General features: G+C 63.2%; 23 protein-coding genes and 3 tRNA genes. 9 read left to right on the top strand and 17 right to left on the bottom strand.

The window, feature by feature from the left end:
* Nucleotides 1-146: 146 nt before the first annotated feature.
* Together rpmG and ACTJKX_RS04815 are read left to right on the top strand one after the other, a co-directional pair.
* Complete coding sequence (gene rpmG, locus ACTJKX_RS04820; protein ID WP_068297055.1) at nucleotides 147-314, top strand: 50S ribosomal protein L33; 168 nt, start codon at nucleotides 147-149, stop codon at nucleotides 312-314.
* Between the two features lie 75 nt (nucleotides 315-389).
* Nucleotides 390-998, top strand: coding sequence for an MFS transporter (locus ACTJKX_RS04815; RefSeq protein ID WP_440724544.1), 609 nt, complete (start codon nucleotides 390-392; stop codon nucleotides 996-998).
* Nucleotides 999-1,012: 14 nt separating this feature from the next.
* On the opposite strand, the gene rpe is transcribed toward ACTJKX_RS04815, so the two are convergent.
* The 8 genes from rpe to ACTJKX_RS04775 all read right to left on the bottom strand — a co-directional run bounded on the left by rpe (nucleotide 1,013) and on the right by ACTJKX_RS04775 (nucleotide 9,940).
* Entirely contained in the window at nucleotides 1,013-1,696 is a 684-nt protein-coding gene (gene rpe / locus ACTJKX_RS04810) for a ribulose-phosphate 3-epimerase (protein ID WP_311934830.1), read from the bottom strand.
* Nucleotides 1,697-1,725: 29 nt separating this feature from the next.
* On the bottom strand, nucleotides 1,726-2,670 hold the full coding sequence (cbbX, locus tag ACTJKX_RS04805) for a CbbX protein (RefSeq protein WP_367622825.1): 945 nt from the start codon (nucleotides 2,668-2,670) through the stop codon (nucleotides 1,726-1,728).
* 106 nt (nucleotides 2,671-2,776) lie between these two features.
* Nucleotides 2,777-3,196, bottom strand: coding sequence for a ribulose bisphosphate carboxylase small subunit (locus ACTJKX_RS04800; RefSeq protein WP_440724543.1), 420 nt, complete (start codon nucleotides 3,194-3,196; stop codon nucleotides 2,777-2,779).
* 13 nt (nucleotides 3,197-3,209) lie between these two features.
* Nucleotides 3,210-4,670: a form I ribulose bisphosphate carboxylase large subunit gene (locus ACTJKX_RS04795; protein WP_311934833.1), complete on the bottom strand. Its 1,461-nt coding sequence runs from the start codon at nucleotides 4,668-4,670 to the stop codon at nucleotides 3,210-3,212.
* A gap of 88 nt (nucleotides 4,671-4,758) precedes the next feature.
* Nucleotides 4,759-5,841 carry a class II fructose-bisphosphate aldolase gene (fba, locus tag ACTJKX_RS04790; protein ID WP_440724542.1) on the bottom strand — a complete coding sequence of 361 codons (1,083 nt, stop codon included), beginning with the start codon at nucleotides 5,839-5,841 and terminating at the stop codon, nucleotides 4,759-4,761.
* Between the two features lie 48 nt (nucleotides 5,842-5,889).
* On the bottom strand, nucleotides 5,890-7,914 hold the full coding sequence (gene tkt / locus ACTJKX_RS04785) for a transketolase (protein WP_440724541.1): 2,025 nt from the start codon (nucleotides 7,912-7,914) through the stop codon (nucleotides 5,890-5,892).
* 74 nt (nucleotides 7,915-7,988) lie between these two features.
* Nucleotides 7,989-8,864: a phosphoribulokinase gene (locus ACTJKX_RS04780; RefSeq protein ID WP_367622828.1), complete on the bottom strand. Its 876-nt coding sequence runs from the start codon at nucleotides 8,862-8,864 to the stop codon at nucleotides 7,989-7,991.
* A gap of 14 nt (nucleotides 8,865-8,878) precedes the next feature.
* On the bottom strand, nucleotides 8,879-9,940 hold the full coding sequence (locus ACTJKX_RS04775; protein WP_440724540.1) for a class 1 fructose-bisphosphatase: 1,062 nt from the start codon (nucleotides 9,938-9,940) through the stop codon (nucleotides 8,879-8,881).
* 126 nt (nucleotides 9,941-10,066) lie between these two features.
* Between ACTJKX_RS04775 and ACTJKX_RS04770 the strand changes: the two genes are divergently transcribed.
* Entirely contained in the window at nucleotides 10,067-11,002 is a 936-nt protein-coding gene (locus ACTJKX_RS04770) for a LysR family transcriptional regulator (RefSeq protein WP_440724539.1), read from the top strand.
* 51 nt (nucleotides 11,003-11,053) lie between these two features.
* On the opposite strand, the gene ACTJKX_RS04765 is transcribed toward ACTJKX_RS04770, so the two are convergent.
* Nucleotides 11,054-11,422, bottom strand: a complete 369-nt coding sequence (locus ACTJKX_RS04765) for a response regulator (protein ID WP_068297025.1) — start codon at nucleotides 11,420-11,422, stop codon at nucleotides 11,054-11,056.
* Here ACTJKX_RS04765 and ACTJKX_RS04760 point away from each other — a divergent pair.
* The 3 genes from ACTJKX_RS04760 (at nucleotide 11,421) to ACTJKX_RS04750 (ending at nucleotide 13,202) form a co-directional block, all read left to right on the top strand.
* Nucleotides 11,421-11,549, top strand: a complete 129-nt coding sequence (locus ACTJKX_RS04760; RefSeq protein ID WP_311934839.1) for a hypothetical protein — start codon at nucleotides 11,421-11,423, stop codon at nucleotides 11,547-11,549. The genes ACTJKX_RS04765 and ACTJKX_RS04760 overlap by 2 nt on opposite strands.
* Nucleotides 11,550-11,640: 91 nt before the next feature.
* Complete coding sequence (locus tag ACTJKX_RS04755) at nucleotides 11,641-11,934, top strand: DUF3572 domain-containing protein (protein WP_440724538.1); 294 nt, start codon at nucleotides 11,641-11,643, stop codon at nucleotides 11,932-11,934.
* Nucleotides 11,934-13,202, top strand: coding sequence for a DNA polymerase IV (locus ACTJKX_RS04750; RefSeq protein WP_440724537.1), 1,269 nt, complete (start codon nucleotides 11,934-11,936; stop codon nucleotides 13,200-13,202). Before ACTJKX_RS04755 ends, ACTJKX_RS04750 begins: the two co-directional genes overlap by 1 nt.
* A 76-nt stretch (nucleotides 13,203-13,278) precedes the next feature.
* Here the strand turns inward: ACTJKX_RS04750 and ACTJKX_RS04745 are convergent, their stop codons facing one another.
* From ACTJKX_RS04745 to ACTJKX_RS04715, 7 genes are all read right to left on the bottom strand, one after another.
* On the bottom strand, nucleotides 13,279-14,979 hold the full coding sequence (locus ACTJKX_RS04745; RefSeq protein WP_440724536.1) for an ArnT family glycosyltransferase: 1,701 nt from the start codon (nucleotides 14,977-14,979) through the stop codon (nucleotides 13,279-13,281).
* 94 nt (nucleotides 14,980-15,073) lie between these two features.
* Nucleotides 15,074-15,150: transfer RNA gene (locus ACTJKX_RS04740), tRNA-Arg, on the bottom strand.
* A 23-nt stretch (nucleotides 15,151-15,173) separates the two neighbouring features.
* Nucleotides 15,174-15,479 carry an ETC complex I subunit gene (locus ACTJKX_RS04735; RefSeq protein ID WP_311934843.1) on the bottom strand — a complete coding sequence of 102 codons (306 nt, stop codon included), beginning with the start codon at nucleotides 15,477-15,479 and terminating at the stop codon, nucleotides 15,174-15,176.
* Between the two features lie 33 nt (nucleotides 15,480-15,512).
* A tRNA-Pro gene (locus ACTJKX_RS04730) sits at nucleotides 15,513-15,589 on the bottom strand.
* Between the two features lie 95 nt (nucleotides 15,590-15,684).
* Nucleotides 15,685-16,062 carry a DUF192 domain-containing protein gene (locus tag ACTJKX_RS04725; RefSeq protein WP_440724535.1) on the bottom strand — a complete coding sequence of 126 codons (378 nt, stop codon included), beginning with the start codon at nucleotides 16,060-16,062 and terminating at the stop codon, nucleotides 15,685-15,687.
* Between the two features lie 101 nt (nucleotides 16,063-16,163).
* Complete coding sequence (locus ACTJKX_RS04720; RefSeq protein ID WP_105864580.1) at nucleotides 16,164-16,754, bottom strand: cold-shock protein; 591 nt, start codon at nucleotides 16,752-16,754, stop codon at nucleotides 16,164-16,166.
* 171 nt (nucleotides 16,755-16,925) lie between these two features.
* Entirely contained in the window at nucleotides 16,926-17,702 is a 777-nt protein-coding gene (locus ACTJKX_RS04715) for an SIR2 family NAD-dependent protein deacylase (RefSeq protein WP_440724534.1), read from the bottom strand.
* A gap of 34 nt (nucleotides 17,703-17,736) precedes the next feature.
* Between ACTJKX_RS04715 and ACTJKX_RS04710 the strand changes: the two genes are divergently transcribed.
* The 3 genes from ACTJKX_RS04710 to ACTJKX_RS04700 all read left to right on the top strand — a co-directional run bounded on the left by ACTJKX_RS04710 (nucleotide 17,737) and on the right by ACTJKX_RS04700 (nucleotide 18,969).
* Nucleotides 17,737-18,177 carry a VOC family protein gene (locus tag ACTJKX_RS04710; protein ID WP_311934845.1) on the top strand — a complete coding sequence of 147 codons (441 nt, stop codon included), beginning with the start codon at nucleotides 17,737-17,739 and terminating at the stop codon, nucleotides 18,175-18,177.
* A 116-nt stretch (nucleotides 18,178-18,293) separates the two neighbouring features.
* A tRNA-Glu gene (locus ACTJKX_RS04705) sits at nucleotides 18,294-18,368 on the top strand.
* A 73-nt stretch (nucleotides 18,369-18,441) separates the two neighbouring features.
* Nucleotides 18,442-18,969, top strand: a complete 528-nt coding sequence (locus ACTJKX_RS04700; RefSeq protein WP_440724533.1) for a DedA family protein — start codon at nucleotides 18,442-18,444, stop codon at nucleotides 18,967-18,969.
* Nucleotides 18,970-19,014: 45 nt separating this feature from the next.
* On the opposite strand, the gene ACTJKX_RS04695 is transcribed toward ACTJKX_RS04700, so the two are convergent.
* A complete protein-coding gene (locus ACTJKX_RS04695) occupies nucleotides 19,015-20,307 on the bottom strand; it encodes a dihydrolipoamide acetyltransferase family protein (RefSeq protein WP_440724532.1) in 1,293 nt (430 codons plus the stop codon).
* Between the last annotated feature and the right edge of the window lie 2 nt (nucleotides 20,308-20,309).

The following is a 20,309-nucleotide window of genomic DNA, read 5'->3' as shown; positions in this document are numbered from 1 at the left end:
CGCACAATTCCAGCCGGCATGCGCTTCTTTTGGTTGACTTCGGCTCTTCCATGAGTAGTGTGCGCGAAGATTCAAAAGGGCCGCGCCATTGCGCGGCTTTGCTGCCTTAGCCGATACGGTCCGGTAGCAATATTCGGAGCATCACCATGGCCAAGGCCGCAACCATCAAGATCAAGCTGCTTTCGACGGCAGACACGGGCTACTTCTATGTCACCAAGAAGAACACCCGTACTAAGACCGAGAAGCTCGCAATGAAGAAGTACGACCCCGTCGCGCGCAAGCACGTCGAGTTCAAGGAAACCAAGATCAAGTAAGATCGGTTTCCGGATCGGAATCAAGGGCGCCTTCGGGGCGCCCTTTGTTTTTGCAAGGTTCGTGGGAGGCTACAGATGTCGATATCCAGCGAAACTCGCGGGCCCTCGCGCGGTTTGCAGTTCTTCATCCTCGCCAGCACCCTCCTGGTCGTCGGCTTCGGTTCCGGCGCCGCCACGGTCAGCCTCTCGGCCATCCTTCAGGAATTCGCGCTCTCCTACGCGCTCATAGGCGCCGTCACCTCCGGCGTTTTCCTGTTCCTCATCGTATTCCTCGCACTGGGCGGACGCCTGCGGGCGGTGGTCGGTGACAAACCCTTCTTGTTGACCGCAACGTCCGTCTTCGTGATTGGCGAAACGCTGGGGGGACTTGCTCCCGATTTTTCCGTCTGGGCCATCGGCCGCCTGCTTCAGGGAGCCGCGACCGGCAGCCTTCTTTCCGTCAGCCTTGCTTTTGCGGCCGACAATGCGCGACGCCAGTGGCGGAGCGATGCCATAAGCATCTTGCTCGCCCTCTATTTCCTCGGCGCCGCCGTGGGTCCCGGCGTGGCAGGCTATGTCACGGCGTTCTATAGCTGGCGCGACATTGCCTCCGCTTCGGCAGCTCTCGGCGTGATCGTGCTCATCCTGCAGGCTGCGTTCGTCACCACGCCCAGGCGGGCGGAAATCGAGACCGTTTTTGACTGAGCCGCATCCTGCCGCTACGCCGCCTTGCGGACATGGTCTTCCGCTGCTTCGCGGATGGCCGCGATATTGCCGGCATAATTTGCAGCCCCGCCCCGGAACACGGCCGATCCCGCCACGAGGGTATCGGCGCCGGCCGCGGCTACCAGGGCTGCCGTCTCGGGGTTGACGCCGCCATCGACCTCGAGACGGATCGGCCTTGTACCGATCATCGCCCGGATGCGCCGGATCTTGTCGAGCTGCGAGGTGATGAAGGCCTGCCCGCCAAAACCCGGATTGACCGTCATCACCAGGATGAGGTCGAGACGGTCGAGCACATAATCCAGCACGCTTTCCGGCGTCGCCGGACAGATCGTCGCCCCCGCCTTGCAGCCCAGCGAGCGGATCGCCTGCAGCGAGCGATCGAGATGAGGGCCGGATTCGGCATGCACGGTGATGATGTCGGCACCAGCCTTGGCAAAGGCTTCCAGATAGGGATCGGCCGGCTTGATCATCAGATGCACGTCGAAGGGCTTCTTCGTGTAGGGCCTGACGGCCTTGATGACATCGGGCCCGAAGGTGATGTTGGGCACGAAATGCCCGTCCATCACATCGCAATGGATCCAGTCCGCCCCGCTCTCGTCGATGGCCTTGATCTCCTCGCCCAGCCGCGCGAAATCGGCCGACAGGATGGAGGGCGCGATCACGATCGGTTCTGCCATGATGATCTTCCTTTCCCTTGCAATCTTGGTCAGGCGCCTCCGCCATCGGGCTGTGCGCCCTTGGCGAAGACGCGGCTCGCCAGAACATCGGCCGCTTCGATGGTCATGATGTCGTCGGCGGTCAGCCTGCGGTCGAGGTCGTCGACAAGCCGGCTCGCCTGGCGTAGGCGGATGCGGTCGAGGGCATTGCGGATGGAGCGCGCATTGGAGAACAAGGGCTGGGTCTTGCGCAACTCGATGTAGCGGATGAACGCCGCCCGCGCCTGCGCATCGAAGCGGTAATTGCGCTCCTGCAGCATCAGCTCGGCAATCGACAGCAGTTCGCCTTCCTCATAATCGGGAAAATCGATGTGATGGGCGACCCGCGAGCGAAAGCCGGGATTGCTGGCGAAGAATTTCTGCATCCGATCTTCGTAACCGGCCAGGATCACCACCAGATCGTCGCGCTGCGTCTCCATCACCTGCAGCAGGATCTCGATGGATTCCTGGCCGTAGTCGCGCTCATTCTCGGGGCGGTAGAGGTAATAGGCCTCGTCGATGAACAGCACGCCGCCCATCGCCTTCTTGAGGATCTCCTTGGTCTTCGGTGCGGTGTGACCGATATACTGGCCGACGAGATCGTCCCGCGTCACCGAAACCAGATGTCCACGCCGCACGAAGCCGAGGCGATGCAGGATGTCGGCCATGCGCAGGGCTACCGTGGTCTTGCCGGTACCGGGATTGCCGGTGAAGGACATGTGCAGGGTCGGCGGATCATTCGCCAGGCCGATCTTCTGCCGGATGCGCTCGATCATGAGAAGCGAAGCGATCTCGCGGATGCGCGTCTTCACCGGCTTGAGGCCGACCAGTTCGCGATCGAGCTGGGCGAAGACATCGGCAATGCCGACCGCCTCGAACTCCTGCCTGAGATCGATGGCCTGCGCCACCGGCGTTCCGGCTTGGCCGGCCTCTTTCGCGCTGTTTGCATCAAGCATGGTGCTTCTCCCGAAAGGCTCCGCCGCCCGGCCGGCGGCGGAGCAAGTTGTCCAGTTGGTCGCCAGGGACGGGAGGCACTGCCGTCACCAACTGGACTGGGACGTCTCAGCCGTAACGCTGGCCTTCCGGCCGGTCCGCGGCATAGCTGTGGGTGGTGTAGCGGATGTTGCGTCCGACGCTTTCCTGGCGTTCGAGGCGGAAGCCGGGCTCGTCCTTCGGGCGATTGACGATGAAGGAGATACGCACCGACTCCCAGCCATGCGTGGAATCGAAGCCCGAGATGCGGATATAGCGATCACCGTAGACGCGCCGGCATTCGGCCAGTTCCATCATCACGCCCGCCGCATCGCGCAAGTCAAACATCGGCAGGCCCCACATCTCCCAATAGGTGTTGCGGGGATGGGGATCGTCGGTGAACTCGATGTTCACCGCCCAGCCCATCTCAAGGCAATATTGCACCTGCCGGCCGATCTGCTCGTCGGTGAGATCGGGCAGAAAGGAAAAACATCCTTGTGTGATACGCATCGTCTTTCTCCCTTCAGGCGGTGACGGCGACGGTGGGCACGAAGTCCGGCGTGTCGGTGGATTCGTAGTTGAAGGTGACGTCCTTCCACACCTCGAGCGCCTGCTTGAGCGGGGTACAGCTATTGGCCGCCCTGGCCAGGATTTCCGGGCCCTCATGCAGGTAGTCGCGCCCTTCGTTGCGGGCGAGGATCATTGCTTCCAGCGCCACGCGGTTGGCCGTGGCGCCAGCGGCGATCCCCTGAGGGTGGCCGATGGTGCCGCCGCCGAATTGCAGCACCACGTCCTCGCCGAGCAGGTGCAGAAGCTGGTGCATCTGGCCGGCATGGATGCCGCCGGACGCCACCGGCATCAGCTTGTTGAGGCTGGCCCAGTGCTGGTCGAAGAAGACACCATGTTCGAGGTTGGTCGGATTGAAGTCCTCGCGGCAGATATCGTAATAGCCGCGCGTGGTATTCGGGTCGCCTTCGAGCTTGCCGACCACGGTGCCGGCATGGATATGGTCGACGCCGGCGAGCCGCATCCATTTGGCGATGACGCGGAACGACACGCCATGGCTCTTCTGGCGCGTATAGGTGCTGTGGCCGGCCCGGTGCAGATGCAGGATCATATCGTTGCGGCGCGCCCAGGCCGCCATCGACTGGATCGCGGTATAGCCGATCACCAGGTCGATCATCACGATGTTGGAGCCGATCTCCCGGGCGAAATCGGCCCGCTCATACATCTGCTCCATCGTGCCGGCGGTGACGTTGAGATAGGTCCCCTTGATCTCGCCGGACGCAGCCTGTGCCTTGTTCACGGCTTCCATGCAATAGAGGAAGCGCTCGCGCCAATGCATGAAGGGCTGCGAGTTGATGTTCTCGTCATCCTTGGTGAAATCGAGCCCCCCCTTCAGCGCCTCGTAGACGACGCGTCCATAGTTGCGGCCCGACAGGCCGAGCTTGGGCTTGACGGTGGCCCCGAGCAGCGGCCGGCCGAACTTGTCGAGCCGCTCGCGCTCGACCACGATGCCGGTCGCCGGTCCCTGGAAGGTCTTCACATAGGCCACGGGGAAGCGCATGTCCTCCAGGCGCAGCGCCTTCAAGGGCTTGAAGCCGAAGACATTGCCGATGATCGAGGCCGAGAGATTGGCGATCGAACCCGGCTCGAACAAATCGAGGTCGTAGGCGATATAGGCGAAGTACTGGCCGGGCGCGTTCGGCACCGGATCGACCCTGTAGCACTTGGCCCGGTATTTTTCCGCTGCCGTCAGCCGGTCCGTCCACACCACCGTCCAGGTGGCGGTGGAGGATTCACCTGCCACGGCCGCCGAGGCCTCGATGGGATCGACACCGTCCTGGGGGGTTACCCGAAACAGCGCGATGACGTCCGTGTCCTTGGGTTCGTAGTCGGGCTCCCAATAGCCCATCTTCTTGTATTCCATCGTGCCGGACCGGTAGCGATCCTTGCCGCGGACGGTTTGCGTATTCACATTCATCTCGTCCTCCTTGATTGGGTGGATTGCGCCAGCTCCTGGTCTCGACGCGTCCTTGCGAGCTTGATGCGCCCCTGCATCGCAAAGCGCCTCAGGCCGCGGCCGCCAGGCCTTCAACTTTCGGTTCCAGGCTGCCGGCGCGATAGCGCCGGGCCATTTCGGGTAGCGGAACGACCTTGATCCGTGAGGCGTGTCCCGCCGTGCCAAACGCCTCGAAACGTTCGCGGCAGAGGGTTTTCAGCCCTTCCATGGCAGGCTTGAGGAATTTGCGTGGATCGAACTCGCTGCGGTTCTCGCTGGCGACCTTGCGGAAGGCTGCGGTCATGGCGAGCCGGCAATCGGTATCGATATTGACCTTGCGCACGCCATGCCGAATGCCCCGGACGATCTCCTCGACCGGCACGCCCCAGGTCTGCGGCATCTCCCCGCCAAAGGCGTTGAACATGTCCTGCAACTCCTGCGGCACCGAGGAGGAACCGTGCATGACCAGATGCACACCGGGCATGCGACGATGGATTTCCTCGATCACATGCATGGCCAGGATGTCGCCATCGGGCTTGCGGCTGAATTTGTAGGCACCATGCGAGGTACCCATCGCGATAGCCAGGGCATCGACCCTGGTGGCCCGCACGAAATCCACCGCCTGATCGGGATCGGTGAGCAACTGGTCGTGGCTGACTTCGCCGATGACGCCGTGGCCATCCTCCTGCTCACCTCCGCCCTGCTCGAGCGAACCGAGCACACCGAGTTCCCCCTCGACGGAAGCACCGACCCAATGGGCGAGATCGACGACACGGCGGGTGATCGCGACATTGTAGTCGTAACTTGCCGGTGTCTTGGCGTCGGCCTCGAGCGAGCCATCCATCATCACGGAGGTGAAACCGTAGCGCAGCGCCGTCGCGCAGGTCGCCTCCTCATTGCCGTGGTCGAGATGCAGGCAGAGGGGAATATGCGGATACATCTCCTCCAGGGCCTCGACCATCTTCGCCAGCATGATGTCGTTGGCATAGGAGCGCGCGCCTCGAGAGGCTTGCAGGATCACGGGCGCATCGACGGCTGCCGCAGCCTCCATGATGCCCAGGGCCTGCTCCATATTGTTGATGTTGAAGGCTGGCACGCCATAGCCATGCTCGGCGGCGTCATCCAGCAATTGCCTGAGGGTGATACGGGCCATGCTGCCCTCCGTTTCAAATGCGACTTTTGAAATTTACAGACTGACAAACTATTCGGCTGGCTTGGATACGAGCCGGCGCGCGACCTCTGTGATGACGGTGGCGGTGATGCCGAACTCCCGGTAGAGGTCGCCGGCCGGCGCCGAGGCGCCGAAGCCTGTCATGCCGATGAAGACGCCGTCCGCCCCGAGCAGGCGCGACCAATCACCTTCGACCGCCGCCTCCACGCCGATGCGCGGAGCCGTTCCCAAGACCGCCTGGCGATAGATCGGCCCCTGCCGTCGGAAGAGCTCGAAGCAGGGTGCCGACACCACGGCGGCGCGAATGCCTTCCTTCGCCAGGAGTTCGGCCGCCTCCACGGCGATCGAAACCTCCGAGCCCGTGGCGATCAAGGTAACGTCACGCACCCCTGGCGGCTCGATCAGGACATAGGCGCCGAGCGCGACCCCATTCACGCCGCAGTCGGAACGCAGCGTCGGCAGCGCCTGGCGCGACAGGCAGAGCACGGAAGGCTGCCTTTCGGCCGTCAACGCGCACTCCCAGGCCTCGGCGGTCTCGACGGCATCCGCTGGCCGGAACACCAGAAGGTTGGGAATGGCCCGCAACGCCGCCAGATGCTCCACGGGCTGGTGGGTCGGGCCGTCTTCGCCGAGACCGATGGAATCATGCGTCATCACATGGATCACGCGCAGCCCCATCAGGGCCGCCAGCCGGATCGCCGGTCGCGAATAGTCGGCAAAGGCCAGGAAGGTACCGCCAAAGGGGATGAAGCCGCCATGCAGGGCGATGCCGTTCATCGCCGCGGCCATACCGAACTCGCGCACGCCGTAATGGATGTAGCCGCCGGAGAAATCCTCGGCCTGGATCGGTTGCAATCCCTTTGCCTGGGTGAGGTTGGAATGGGTGAGGTCGGCCGAGCCTCCCAGGAGATTGGGCTGAGCGGCAACGATCGCATTGATGACCTGCTGGGAAGCCTGCCGCGTGGCGATCGTCGGGCATTCGCTGGCAAAGCGCTGACGGATATCCGCCAAGGCACGCTTCAGTTCAGCACCCACTTTGCCTTTGAGGGCTTCGTCGAACTGGCGCCTCTCGGCCTCGCCGACATCGTGCAGCCTCTGCTGCCAGGCTTCGTGCTCAGCCTTGCCGCGGGCACCCACGGCCAGCCAGGCCTCTCGGATCTCGGACGGAACCTCGAAGGGCTCGTATGGCCAGCCGAGGGCCTCGCGCGCCGCCTGGCTCTCCTCGGCACCGAGCGGCGCACCATGCACCTTTTCGGTGCCCTGCCGGTTGGGCGCACCGAAGCCGATGATGGTCCGGCAGGCGATGAGCGAGGGCCCTTTCGTCGCCCGTTCCTCGGCGATCGCCTTGGCCACGGCCTCGCGGTCATGGCCGTCGACCCGGCGCGCCGACCAGCCGGAAGCCGCAAAGCGCGCGAGTTGGTCGTCCGAGCAGGAGAGCGAGGTGGCCCCGTCGATCGAGATCTCGTTGTCGTCGAACAGCACGATCAGCTTGCCGAGCTTGAGATGGCCGGCCAGCGAAATCGCCTCGTGACTGATCCCTTCCATCAGGCAGCCATCGCCGGCGATGACATAGGTATGGTGGTCGACGAGATCGTCTCCGAAGCGGGCGTTGGCGAGGCGCTCGGCCAAGGCCATGCCGACGGCCGTCGCCAATCCCTGCCCGAGCGGGCCCGTCGTGGTCTCCACGCCTTGCGTGTGGCCATATTCGGGATGTCCCGGCGTCCTGGAGCCCCATTGCCGGAAGGACTTCAGCTCCTCCAGCGTGAGTTCGGGGTAGCCGGTGAGATGCAGGAGGCCATAGAGCAACATCGAGCCATGTCCAGCCGAGAGCACGAAGCGGTCCCGATCCGGCCAAGCCGCGTCCGACGGATCGAACTTCAGGAAGCGGGAGAACAGCACGGTGGCGACGTCGGCCATGCCCATGGGCATGCCGGGATGGCCGGACTTGGCCTTCTCCACGGCATCAATGGCCAGGAAGCGCAGGGCATTGGCCATGTCGCGATGCGGCACCGAGGTCTCGAAAGTGGCTGATGGCGTCGAGATATTCACGGGCATGTCCTCCCATTCCGCTGCCCTGGGCAGACGGTGGTGTGGTTCACGGAAAGGCTCTGTGTCTTGTGGGCGCGCTGTCAGGCTGCGCGTTTCTTGCGTTCGACCAGCTGCAGGATCAGCGGCGTCAGGATGAGCTGCATGGCCAGATCCAGCTTGGAGCCGTGGATGACGATGGAGTTGGCCCGCGACATGAAACTGTTGGGGATCATCGACAGCAGATAGGGAAAATCGATCCCCCGCGGCACCTGAAAGCGGATCACCACCATCGACTCATCCGGCGTCGGGATCCAGCGCGCGATGAAGGGGTTGGAGGTATCCACCGTCGGCACGCGCTGGAAATTGATGTCGGTATGGGTGAATTGCGGGCAGATATAATTCACATAGTCCGGCATGCGCCGCAGGATGGTGTCGGTCACCGCTTCGGTCGAATAACCCCGCGTGCTGCGGTCGCGATGCAGCTTCTGGATCCACTCGAGATTGATCACCGGCACGACGCCGATCTTGAGATCGGCATATTTGGCAACGTCGACCTCGTCGGTCACCACCGCTCCATGCAGCCCTTCATAGAAGAGCAGGTCGGTGCCTGAGGGCAGCGGCTTCCAGGGCGTGAACGTGCCGGGCGGGGCCCCGTAGAGAATCTCCTCCTCGTCATCATGGACATAGTGGCGCGTGGTGCCGGTTCCATGGTTGCCATAGTCGCGGAACAGTGCCTCCAGCTCCGCGAACAGATTGGTTTCCGGGCTGAAATGGCTGAAATGCTTGTTACCCTTGGCCGCCTCATCCGCCATGTGGGCCCGCATCTCTGCCCTGTCATAGCGATGAAAGGAATCGCCCTCGACATAGGCCGCCTCGATGTTCTCCCGGCGGAAGATCTGCTCGAAGGTCCGCTTGACCGAGGTCGTGCCGGCGCCGGACGAGCCGGTAATGGAAATGATGGGATGCTTGATCGACATGGTATTCCCCGAGCTCAAACGCGGAAGAGGCCGCGATTGGCGAACAAGGGCGCCGAGGTCGGCGGCCACAAGCCCGGCCTGTTATGCAGCGTTTCCAAACGAGCGACCTTGTTGGTGGCCCCGAGGATCAGCGGTACACGCTGATGCAGCGAGGTCGCGCGGATATCGAGAATACGGATACGGCCATTCGACCCCGCCCCTCCCGCCCTCTCCATCAGGAAAGCCATGGGATAGGCTTCGTAGATCAGTCGCAGGCGCCCCTGCCCGTAGCCGCTCCTGGCGTCGGCCGGGTAGAGATAGATGCCGCCTCGGGTGAGAGCCCGGAACGTGTCGGCCACCAGTGCCCCGTGCCAGCGCATGTTGTGGTCGCGCCCTGACGGACCATCGGCGCCAGCCTGGCATTCGTCGATGAAAGCCCGCACCGGCTCCTCCCAATGCCGGTAATTGGAGGCATTGATCGAATATTCCGGCTGGTCCTGGTCCGGCAGGCGGACATTGGCCTGGGTCAGGCGGAAGTGGCCGCTGCGGCGGTCGAGCGTGAAAATGTCCACCGCCTCGCCGAGCGAAAGCACCAAGGTCGTCTGCGGGCCGTAGATGACGAAGCCCGCGGCAAGCTGGCTGGTGCCTGCCGGCCAGACCAGGGTGCGGTCGGCCGCCGACGCCAGCACGAACTCATCCGGTGTCGGCATGATGGAAAAGATCGTGCCCACGGGCATGTTGAGCTCGAGATTGCCGGAGCCGTCGACCGGATCGATGGCGACACAGAGAGGCTGGCTCGCATCCCAGATCTCAAGTTCGTCGACCTCCTCCGAGGCGAAGGCCGCAATCGCGCAAGCCTTCAGCGCTTCCCGGAACTGGCGGTCGGCCCAGACATCCATATCCTTCTGTTCGTCTCCGCCGGCGTTGTGGCCACGGGCCTCCTCGACGATCTCGGCAAGGGCACCCAGCGACACGGCCTCCGACACGCGGATGGCCGCCGCGGCGAGGCTGGCGACGACTTCGGCAACCGCAACCCTGAGCATGTCACTGCCAGCGTGGCGGGTGAGATAGGCGTCCAGAGTCGGCTTGTGGGTCATCGGCATTCTCCCCCGGATGACGCCTCCTGCGAGGCATCGTCATTTCGCGATCTTTCGAGGAGCTTGACCGAAAATAGAAAATAATCGAAATTTTGTTTTCTTCTCCTTTGCAAAAGTTTTCCTTATATGGCTGTTCGCCTGCGAGACATCACCCGTCGGCAGCTGCGTGCCCTCGCCGCCATCGCGTCAAGCGGCTCGGTGACGTCGGCCGCCAAGGCCCTGCACCTCACCCAACCGGCGGTGACATTGCAGCTGCGCAATCTGCAGGACCTTGCTGACCTGCCCTTGCTGCAACGGACCGGCGACGGCATGATCCTCACCGATGCCGGCGTCGAGATGCTGCAATTGCACAGCCGTATCGAGGCAGCCATTGCCGATTGCGAAGCGACACTGGGCATCATCTCCGGGAAAACTGCCGGACGTGTCTCGATCGGGGCCGTCAGTACCGCCAAGTACTTCGTCCCCTTCATCATCGCGGCCTTCTCGCGCGCGCATCCTCGGATCGAAGTGACATTGTCGATCGGCAATCGCGCTGAAATCATGCAGGCCTTACGCGACTACAAGCTCGACGTCGCCATCACCGGCCGCCCGCCGCCCGACATCGAGGTCGAGAAGCATCTGATCGGCCAGAACCCGCATGTAATCATCGCATCACACACTCACTGGCTGGCCAAGGAGAGAGGCCTTGCCGCAGTCGATTTGTCGCATGAGACCTTCCTCACACGCGAGCCCGGCTCAGGCACGCGCATACTGATGGAACGCCTGTTCGAGCAGACGGAACTTGCGCCCCATATCGGCATGGAGTTCGATTCGAACGAGACGATCAAGCAAAGCGTGATCGCCGATCTCGGCATCGCTTTCCTTTCGGCCCATACGGTCGCGACCGAACTGGAAGACGGACGCCTGGTGACCTTGGACGTGGCAGGCCTGCCGGTGACGCGGCAATGGTTCGTGGTACGCCGGGTCGACAAGGTCCTGCTCCCCCCGGCCCAGGAAGCGCTCGATTTCATTGCCAGGGAGGCGTCTCAATACCTGCCGCGCCCGCCCCTCAGCCACGACTGACACAACGAGAACTTCTGGGATCTAGGCATCCCTCGATGCCCCTCAAGATCGCTACTCTCCCAGGAAACCGCGCACCGTTTCCAGGAACTTCGCCACCGAGATCGGCTTCGACAGATAGGCCTCGCACCCGCCCTGGCGGATGCGTTCCTCGTCGCCCTTCATGGCGAAAGCGGTGATGGCGACCACCGGGATCGATTTCAGCTCATCGTCATCCTTGAGCCATCGTGTCACCTCGAGGCCCGAAACCTCCGGCAGCTGGATATCCATCAGAATCAGGTCGGGACGATGCTCGCGCGCCAGGTTCATCACATTGATGCCACTGCGGGTTTCCACGATGTCGTAGCCGTTGGCTTCCAACAGATCATGGAAGAGCTTCATGTTGAGCTCGTTATCTTCCACGATCAGGACTTTCTTGGCCATGAAGACCCTCGTCTGCGCCAAAGCATCCTTCGATCCGGCACAATCGCCGGGAATCGCAAAGACGCGTCAATACAAAGAGTTAGAACAAGGAAGCGTTTTCAGCAAAACGCACTTTGCTCTAGAATGAACCGCGGATATCGGGGCTGCGAATCTGTTTTCAACCACGCCCGCTTACCGGCATGTTGTTAGCAGTCAGTCCTTACCAAACGGGAAATCAAATGTTCAGGCAAACCGCCGGGCAGGCAGCTCAAAAGCAACGTGCCGAAGAAATCGCGACGGCAGCTCTCGGCTTCATTGCTGCCAATGAAGATCGACTCAATGGTTTCTTCATGGCAACCGGCCTGTCACCCGAGGAGATTCGCAGTGCCGCAGCCAAGCCTGGATTTCTAGCTTCGGTGCTGCAGCACGTCCTCTCGGATGAAGAGAGTGCTGCCGGCTTTGCCGCGGAAAATGGCCTCTCCCCCGAAGACCTGCAACGGGCGGCGTTCCAGCTCGGCCTTTGTTGGGATTGATGAGCGCGCTCTGCCGAGACTGTCTTGGCGAGGCTGGCGAGGCGGATCGCTGCCCTGCCTGCCGCTCGCCCCGCATCATCCGGCATCGGCAACTCGAGCGCCTCACGATCGCCCATGTCGACTGCGATGCCTTCTACGCCACCATCGAGAAGCGCGACGATCCTTCGCTGGCCGACAAGCCGGTCATCGTCGGCGGCGCCAAGCGCGGCGTAGTCTCGACCGCCTGCTACATCGCCCGCACCTATGGGGTCCGTTCGGCCATGCCGATGTTCCAGGCACTCAAGCTCTGCCCGGACGCGGTGGTCGTCAGGCCCAATATGGAGAAATATGTCGAGGTCGGCCGCCAGGTCCGCGACATGATGCTGGCGCTGACGCCGCTGGTCGAGCCGCTTTCGATCGACGAAGCCTTTCTCGACCTCAGCGGCACTGACCGCCTGCACCATGCCAGCCCGGCGCGCACGCTGCTGCGCTTTGCCAACCAGGTCGAGAAGGAACTGAGGATCACCGTCTCCATCGGGCTCTCCGCCAACAAATTCCTGGCCAAGACGGCCTCCGATCTGGAAAAGCCTCGCGGCTTTGCCGTGCTCTCGCCCGAGGAGGCACCGGACTTTCTCGCCCCACGCCCGATCTCCTTCATCTGGGGCGTCGGCAAGGCCGGGGCAGCCCGTTACGAAAAGGACGGGCTTCGCACGATCGCCGATCTGCAGAAGGCCGGAGAACTGCCTCTGATGCGGCGCTACGGCGTCGAAGGACAGCGGCTTGCCCGCCTCGCCTTTGGCCGCGATACCCGCAGGGTCGACCCAGAGGGCGACCGCAAATCCGTCTCGGCCGAGACCACCTTCGAGCATGATCTTGCCAGCGGTGAAAGCCTGCTGCCGATTCTCTGGCAATTGTCGGAAAAGGTGTCGTCCCGGCTGAAGAAATCCGCCATTGCCGGCTCGACCGTGACGTTGAAGCTGAAATCGGCCGATTTTCGTCTCCGCACTCGCGCCCAGAGCCTGCATGAACCAACACGCCTGGCGACGCGCATCTTCGAAACCGGCAAGAAACTGTTGGCGAAGGAGACGGATGGCACCCAATATCGCCTGATCGGCATCGGGGTCACCGGCCTCGCCGATCTGGCGGATGCCGATCACGGCGATCTCGCCGACCCCAACGCCAAACGCCTGGTCGCGACCGAAAACGCCATCGATGCCGTCCGGGCCAAGTTCGGCAAGACCGCCATGCAAAGGGGAATCGCCTTCAAGCCCAACAAAAGCGAGACCTAGAGCATCGTACCGAAAAGTGGGCGCCGCCTTTCCGCAAAAGCGATGCGACAACAATGACCTACAGCCGCAGGCAACGCTATGGGCTGCGATAGACGCCGATATCTAGCTTCTTGCCGCCGTTGATGTTGATCCCCGCAACCCTGGAAACCGGATCAGCCTTTGTGCCGTTCGCAGCGAGGCGGGCCAGAAACGCCGGCTCGAAACGCTTGTCGACAAAGGCGACCCGGCAGGCGCCCTGCCCCAGGAAATCCGCTGCGCCTTCCGGGCTGGGCATATCTAGATCCGTCCCGGCCAGGAAGACCAGGCTGGGCTCGCGGAAGCCCACGCTCGCGGCTGCAACATGCGGGCATTGCGACGTCTGTGCCGCCGCGGCCAGGCGCGGGCTGATGGCCATGGCCTGCAGTTTGGGAATTGCACCGGCATAGATGCCCCAATAGAGCAGCAGGCTGGTGGCGAGACAGGCCAGAACGGCCTCGGCGCCTCTGTCCTCTCCCAGCCGCCGCCAAGCCAACCATGCCGCCACTATCGCCAGGATGGCAAAGGGCAGTGTCAGCCAGGCAATCTCCCGCTGATAGAACCACACCGCGCCGACCGCGACGACGGCCAACACCAGCGCCAGGAAGGGAATGAGCCCCGCCACGATGCGAGCCCACAGGCTTCGCGAGAGTCCATCGTCGCAAACAGCCGCAGCGATCAGGATGGCGATCGCCGGATAGACCGGCAGGACGTAGTGCGGCAACTTGGTGGGGAAGAATTCGAAGACGAGCCAGAACGGCACCAACCAGGCCAGCAGGAAGACCACCGATGCGGTTCGGCGCTGCCGCCAGATCCATGGCACGGCCAGGGCGGCCAGCGGCGCGAAGGGCCAGAACGTGCCCCAGAAGACGGCGAGATAGGTCCCGGGCCAGCCGCCATGGGATTCCTGGGCACCCGCCACCTTGTTCAGCATGTCCTTGCCGACCGATTCCTGCAGGAAGGCACCCTTGCTCTGGATCATGATGGCGATGAACCAGGGCGACACCAGGACGAGAGTGAAGAGGATGCCCCAAAGCCAGCGCAGGTTTCCGAGCCAGCGCCAGTCACGCGTGGCAGCCACCGTACCGGCAATGGTCAAGGCCACGAGAAGGGCTCCGATCGGCCCCTTGATCAGAATGGACGCCGCCATGCCGATCCAGAACACGGCCGGCAGGCTCAAGCCCACCGGCAAGGGATCGCCACGCCGGGAGGCCATGAAGAAGCGGGCCAGCACACCCACCATCGCCATCACCGTCAAAAGCTGGGTCGCGTCCGTCTTGGCCAGGCGCGCTTCGACGCCAAGCAGCAGGCAGCCGGCCATCATCAGTCCTGCCAGCAGGGCCGCGCGGCGGCCCACGAGCGGAATGGCAGTCCACCAGGTCAACAGCACCGCACCGATCGCGGCAATCAGCGAGGGAATGCGATAGAGCCAGATCGTGGTGCGCGCCTCTGGAACTCCAAGGCTCTCCCCCAGGCTGACGGCAGCCGTCTGCAGCCAGTAAATGCCGACCGGCTTCTTGAGCCTGGCCTCGTCCTGGAAGCGGATACTGACGAAATCGCCGCTCTCCAGCATCTGCTTGGAGGCCTGTGCGAAGCGCGGCTCGTCCCGATCCATCGGCGGCAGACCGGTGAAGCCGGGTGCGAGGGCCAGGAAGGTTACGAGCAGGAGCGTTGCAAGCGCGAGCAGGTTGGAACCAGCCAGCCGATCGACCATACGAACCGGCCCGTGGGCGGCGGCAGGTGCTTCGGATAAGGCGGCCATGCTAACCTCCACCGGTCTCGCCGATCTTCGATAAGGAACGAAGACCGCCGTGCGCTGCCTATTGCCCAGGCCCATGGCCGGTTGTCCAGCGGGATGGCGACCCCAGCAGGGCTCGAACCTGCGACCTAGCGCTTAGAAGGCGCTCGCTCTATCCAGCTGAGCTATGGGGCCAGTCCAAAGCCGGACGCAAACGCTCAATGGGTCCACTGACCGATGCGCGAAACCTTGAAGTTGTCCGAATAGGATACGATCTTCGTCGTCGCCTCTTGCGGCTCGAAGATCTGATAGGCGATGCCGTTGCGGGTGGCGTAGGCGATGGCCTCTTCCTTGGTCGCGAAACGCAGCTTGACCTGCTGCTTCATGTCGCCCGAGGAGGTCCAGCCCATCAGCGGCTCGACCGAGCGCGGCTCCTCCGGCTCGAACTCCAGGAGCCAGTCCTTCGTCTTCGCCGAACCGGACTGCATGGCCGTACGTGCCGGCTTGTAGATTCTCGCTGTCATCGTTCGCCGTCCGCCTTTCGTCTCATCCGTCGCTGGTCGGGGCAGCAGGATTCGAACCTGCGACCTATAGTACCCAAAACTATCGCGCTACCAGGCTGCGCCATACCCCGTTCAGGACGAATGTGAGCTTACTAAGGGGCCTCGCAGAGAACCGCAAGGGTCTGGGCGCTCCGATTTCAAAAAGTTGTATGACCGTGTCAGCTCGTCAAGGCTTGAAGATCGGATAGCTCACCTTGTCGCCGGGCTTGATGCCCAGCTTGTCCGCCGTTCCAGCCACCACTTCCAAAACCGCCAGCACCGGTGCGCCGGACATGATCGTACGCGTCGACAAGGGCTCGGCACGTTTCTCGATGCGCTGGATCGTACCGTCCCCGCGAATGAAGATCATGTCGAGCGAAACATAGGTATTCTCCATCCAGAACGAAGCGATGCGCTCCGCCGTGAATGGAAAGAGCATGCCTTTGTCCGGCTCCAGGCTGCGCCTGAACATCATGCCGCGCCGCTGTTCGTCCTCGGTCCGCATGACTTCGACCTGGAAGTCGCGCTGACCACCTGCGGTGGCAATCGATAAGGGTTCGAACACACCATCCTCGGCCGGTGAGGCCGAAAGACCGGCAACGCTCACAAACAACGCGAGGACAGCAGTATAAACTATTGAAAGAAGAGGACTCTTGCGCATTCTCGTCAATGGGACTGAGGACCAGACGGGCCATCCGCAAGCTTGAGCTCGGCAGCCATCAGCCCTTTGGGTCCCGTGCCGAAGCGTACCATCAGGATCTGACCGGGCTTGAGGTCCATGATGCCGAACCGCCGCAAGGTCTCCATATGGACGAAGATATCCGGCGTGCCGTCTCCCCGCGAGACGAAACCGAAACCGCGCAAGCGGTTGAACCATTTCACCGTCGTCGGCTCGAAACCGCCGGTCGGCGTCACCTGCACATGGGTGCGCGCTGGCGGGAGCTGGGCGGGATGGACAGCGGTGGATTCGTCCATCGACAGGATGCGGAACACCTGCAGGCCCTTGGCGCGCTGCGTGGCCTCGACGACGACACGCGAGCCTTCAAAGGCCGCCTGGTAGCCGTCCCGACGCAAGACACTGACATGAAGCAGGATATCCTGGCCGCCATTGTCCGGAACGATGAACCCATAGCCCTTGGCAATGTCGAACCACTTGATGGTGCCGGCGACCTCCAGCAAGCCTGCCGGCCTCTCGTCCGGATGTCCCCCGGAGTCGCGAACTGGCTCGAACCTCGCTTCAAAATCGTTCGTACCCATCTACGCCATCCAACACATTGCCCACGGACTGGGCCGCCGCACGATTCTTGATGCTGCTACGATAACACCCCCAGGCTCAACGGAAAGCCCGAATTAACATTTTTGTGCCTCATCTTCATACAATCGCAAAACGTCCCTAAAATCGACGAACTCTCGATAAACCGGCCACATTTACAGGGCGAACCCCTCGAGCAAATCGCCGATCTCTCCCCGCAGCAGCAACTGGGCATAAGGGTCGCTCGGCGTCTCCTCCCGGTTGACGATCACCACGCGTGCGCCCTGGCGATGGGCAAGACGCGGCAGATCGGCAGCCGGATAGACGACCAAGGACGAGCCGACGACCACGAAAAGATCGCAGGTCTTGGCGAGTTCCGTAGCCCGTCGCATCGCCGCCTCCGGCATGGGCTGGCCGAAAGATATCGTCGCCGTCTTGATGAAACCGCCGCAATCGTCGCAGCGCGGCGCCTGCCCGCTCGCCAGGAACGGTCCCCGCAAGGCTGCAATCTCATAGCGCCTGGCGCAGTCGAGGCATGTCGCATAGGTGGTGTTGCCGTGCACTTCCACCACGGCATCGGCAGGAATGCCCGAATCCTGGTGCAGATTGTCGATATTCTGCGTGATCACCGCCGGGCATTTGCCCGCCTGCACCCAGGAAGCGATCGTCTGATGGCCCCGCGTCGGTCGTGCCAGGCGGATCTCGTCATCCATGTCGAAACGCCGGCGCCAGCTCTCGCGCCGGGCCTCGTCGTCGGCCAGGAACTCAGCGAAGGGAATCGGCTTCATCCGGCTCCAGCGGCCGCCGGGCGAGCGGAAGTCCGGAATGCCGGCCTCGGTCGACAGCCCGGCGCCGGTAAAGGCGACGACGCGATCGGCTCGCGCCAGCATCTGCGCAAAGCGAAGAAGTTTTTCGCGATGCACGGCGTCCTTGTCGGCGGCGGCAATCGGCATTAGGCCTTACCTCCCCAATTGCGATGAGGATCCAATGAAATATTTGCACACCATGGTTCGCGTGCGCGACCTCGATGCCTCGCTCAAATTCTACGTCGACATCTTCGGCCTGGTCGAGGGCCGTCGCTATGAAAACGAGAAGGGCCGCTTCACCCTGGTCTTCCTGGTCGCCCCCGAGGATCTCGAAGCCTTCAGGGCCGGCAAGGCCCCTGCCCTCGAGCTGACCTACAACTGGGATACCGAAGACTACGGCAGCGCGCGCAATTTCGGCCACCTCGCCTATGAGGTCGACGACATCTATGCCTTCTGCGCCAAGCTGCAGCAGGCCGGCATCACCATCAATCGCCCGCCTCGTGACGGCCACATGGCCTTCGTGCGCTCCCCGGATCTGATCTCGATCGAGATCCTGCAGAAGGGCGATTCTCTGCCGCCGGCCGAGCCCTGGTCCTCGATGGCCAACACCGGAGTGTGGTGAAACGGGGCATTTTTGCCCCAAAACCGGCACCTAAAGCGCTCGGCACAACTAATTTCACAAAGGCGGCATATTCCTCTTGCCGCCTGCGATTCCCCCCTCTATATGTCCGCCCCGCCGCGCCCTTCGTCTATCGGTCAGGACGCCACCCTTTCACGGTGGAGAGAGGGGTTCGATTCCCCTAGGGCGCGCCACATTTTCGAACCCAAGCATCGATATCAGCCAAATACCTCGCTCATTCGATGCTTTGGTTTCCGCACCTCTCCCATGACAATCGCTGACATCTCCCAGTCCGTTATCGCCTTCGTTCGCATGCATGAAGGCTGGGGTACTCTCGTCGTGCTGCTGCTGGCCTTCGGGGAATCGCTCGCCTTCGTCTCACTCCTGCTGCCGGCAACCGTCATCCTGCTCGGGATCGGCTTCCTGATCGGCGAAAGCGGCATGTCGCTCTGGCCCTTCTGGGCGGCGGCGGCGCTAGGAGCCTTTCTCGGCGATTGGCTGTCCTATTGGATCGGCCTGAAGCTCGAGCATCGCGTGGCCCATTATTGGCCGCTCACACGCTATCCGGACCTGCTGCCGCGCGGCCATCGCTTCTTCGAGAAATGGGGGGCGCTCGGCGTCTTCTTCGGCCGCTTCCTCGGGCCGCTCAGGGCCTCGGTGCCGCTGGTGGCCGGCATCTGCGAAATGCCGGCGCTGAGCTTCCAGCTCGTGAATGCCGCCTCGGCCGTGATCTGGGCCTTCGGCGTGCTAGCGCCCGGTGCCCTGGGGCTCAACTGGCTGCAAACGCTGTTCTGATCGGGTTCGGATGCTCCGACATCTTTGGAACCCGATCTGGAAAGCTCACACCATCAGCCGAACCGGCGCCTCCAATTCTCCCTTCACCGTCTTGATGAAGGCGGCGGCATCGAAGCCGTCGACGATGCGGTGATCGAAGGAGGACGACAGGTTCATCAGCTTGGCGACGAGGATTTGCCCGTCCTTCACCACGGGTCGCTCGACGATCTTGTTGACGCCGACGATGGCGACCTCGGGCGGGTTGATGATCGGCGTCGCGGCGATGCCGCCGAGCGCTCCGAGGCTCGACACCGTGATGGTCGAGCCGGTCAGCACCTCGCGGCTCGCCTTGCCGGCCCTGGCGAGTTCGCTGAGCTTGGCGATCTCGGCGGCGAGCTGGTGCAGGGTCAGCAATTCGGCATGGCGTATCACTGGCACCACCAGGCCACGCGGCGTCTGCGTCGCCACGCCGATATGCACGGCATTGTAGCGGTGGATCACCGCGGCGTCGGCATCGTAGCGGGCATTGACGATGGGATGCTGGGCGATGCCGCGCACCATGGCCTTGATCAGGAAGGGCAGCAGGGTCAGCTTCGGCCAGCCGACGGCTGCGGTGTTGATCTCTGCGCGCGCCGCTTCGAGGGCGGTGACGTCGATCTCCTCGACATAGGTGAAATGCGGCACGCTGCGCTTGGCTTCCAGCATGCGTTCGGCGATCTGGCGGCGCAGGCCGATCACCTTGATATCCTCGATGCCCTCATCGCCGGCCGTGGGCGGCGGCGGCACAGGCGGGCGGGCCGTCGGAGCCGGGGGCACAGCCCGGGACTGGGGCTGGCTGCGGGTCAGATAGTCGTCGAGATCGGCATGCTCGATGCGCCCCTCGGGACCACTGCCGCGGATCGTGCTGCCGTCAAGCCCTAGGGCGGCCAATCGGGCGCGCACGGCGGGCGCCGCCAGCACCTTGCCCGACCCAACCGGGGTGGCCGCCGAGGGCGACACGACAACCGGAGCGGCGACCCGCGCCGGAGCCGGAGCAGCCTTGGCCGGCGCCTTGGCGGGCTTGGCCGGCGCTGATGTTGGAACAGGTGCCGGTTCGGCGGCGGGAGCCTCGGGCTTGCCGCCGGTATCGATCACCACCAATTCGCTGCCGATCGAGGCCATCACGCCGACCTCGGCATGACGCGAGAGGATGCGCCCCGAAACGGGCGAGGTGATCTCCACCGTCGCCTTGTCGGTCATCACATCGACGAGCGGATCGTCCTCCTGGATCTCCTGGCCGATCTCCGCGTGCCAGGCGACGATCTCGGCCTGGGCGATGCCTTCGCCGACGTCCGGCAATTTGAACACGAAATTGCTCATGA

The organism is Labrys sp. 22185, from assembly GCF_052045555.1.
Lineage (GTDB): Bacteria > Pseudomonadota > Alphaproteobacteria > Rhizobiales > Labraceae > Labrys > Labrys neptuniae.
This window is presented reverse-complemented; position numbering and strand designations above follow the sequence as displayed.

Coding starts and splice junctions, on each gene's coding strand:
- rpmG (WP_068297055.1), top strand. CDS start 147: ATGGCCAAGGCCGCAACCATCAAGATCAAGCTGCTTTCGACGGCAGAC.
- ACTJKX_RS04815 (WP_440724544.1), top strand. CDS start 390: ATGTCGATATCCAGCGAAACTCGCGGGCCCTCGCGCGGTTTGCAGTTC.
- rpe (WP_311934830.1), bottom strand. CDS start 1,696: ATGGCAGAACCGATCGTGATCGCGCCCTCCATCCTGTCGGCCGATTTC.
- cbbX (WP_367622825.1), bottom strand. CDS start 2,670: ATGCTTGATGCAAACAGCGCGAAAGAGGCCGGCCAAGCCGGAACGCCG.
- ACTJKX_RS04800 (WP_440724543.1), bottom strand. CDS start 3,196: ATGCGTATCACACAAGGATGTTTTTCCTTTCTGCCCGATCTCACCGAC.
- ACTJKX_RS04795 (WP_311934833.1), bottom strand. CDS start 4,670: ATGAATGTGAATACGCAAACCGTCCGCGGCAAGGATCGCTACCGGTCC.
- fba (WP_440724542.1), bottom strand. CDS start 5,841: ATGGCCCGTATCACCCTCAGGCAATTGCTGGATGACGCCGCCGAGCAT.
- tkt (WP_440724541.1), bottom strand. CDS start 7,914: ATGCCCGTGAATATCTCGACGCCATCAGCCACTTTCGAGACCTCGGTG.
- ACTJKX_RS04780 (WP_367622828.1), bottom strand. CDS start 8,864: ATGTCGATCAAGCATCCCATCATTTCCATTACCGGCTCGTCCGGCGCC.
- ACTJKX_RS04775 (WP_440724540.1), bottom strand. CDS start 9,940: ATGACCCACAAGCCGACTCTGGACGCCTATCTCACCCGCCACGCTGGC.
- ACTJKX_RS04770 (WP_440724539.1), top strand. CDS start 10,067: ATGGCTGTTCGCCTGCGAGACATCACCCGTCGGCAGCTGCGTGCCCTC.
- ACTJKX_RS04760 (WP_311934839.1), top strand. CDS start 11,421: ATGAAGACCCTCGTCTGCGCCAAAGCATCCTTCGATCCGGCACAATCG.
- ACTJKX_RS04765 (WP_068297025.1), bottom strand. CDS start 11,422: ATGGCCAAGAAAGTCCTGATCGTGGAAGATAACGAGCTCAACATGAAG.
- ACTJKX_RS04755 (WP_440724538.1), top strand. CDS start 11,641: ATGTTCAGGCAAACCGCCGGGCAGGCAGCTCAAAAGCAACGTGCCGAA.
- ACTJKX_RS04750 (WP_440724537.1), top strand. CDS start 11,934: ATGAGCGCGCTCTGCCGAGACTGTCTTGGCGAGGCTGGCGAGGCGGAT.
- ACTJKX_RS04745 (WP_440724536.1), bottom strand. CDS start 14,979: ATGGCCGCCTTATCCGAAGCACCTGCCGCCGCCCACGGGCCGGTTCGT.
- ACTJKX_RS04735 (WP_311934843.1), bottom strand. CDS start 15,479: ATGACAGCGAGAATCTACAAGCCGGCACGTACGGCCATGCAGTCCGGT.
- ACTJKX_RS04720 (WP_105864580.1), bottom strand. CDS start 16,754: ATGGGTACGAACGATTTTGAAGCGAGGTTCGAGCCAGTTCGCGACTCC.
- ACTJKX_RS04715 (WP_440724534.1), bottom strand. CDS start 17,702: ATGCCGATTGCCGCCGCCGACAAGGACGCCGTGCATCGCGAAAAACTT.
- ACTJKX_RS04710 (WP_311934845.1), top strand. CDS start 17,737: ATGAAATATTTGCACACCATGGTTCGCGTGCGCGACCTCGATGCCTCG.
- ACTJKX_RS04700 (WP_440724533.1), top strand. CDS start 18,442: ATGACAATCGCTGACATCTCCCAGTCCGTTATCGCCTTCGTTCGCATG.
- ACTJKX_RS04695 (WP_440724532.1), bottom strand. CDS start 20,307: ATGAGCAATTTCGTGTTCAAATTGCCGGACGTCGGCGAAGGCATCGCC.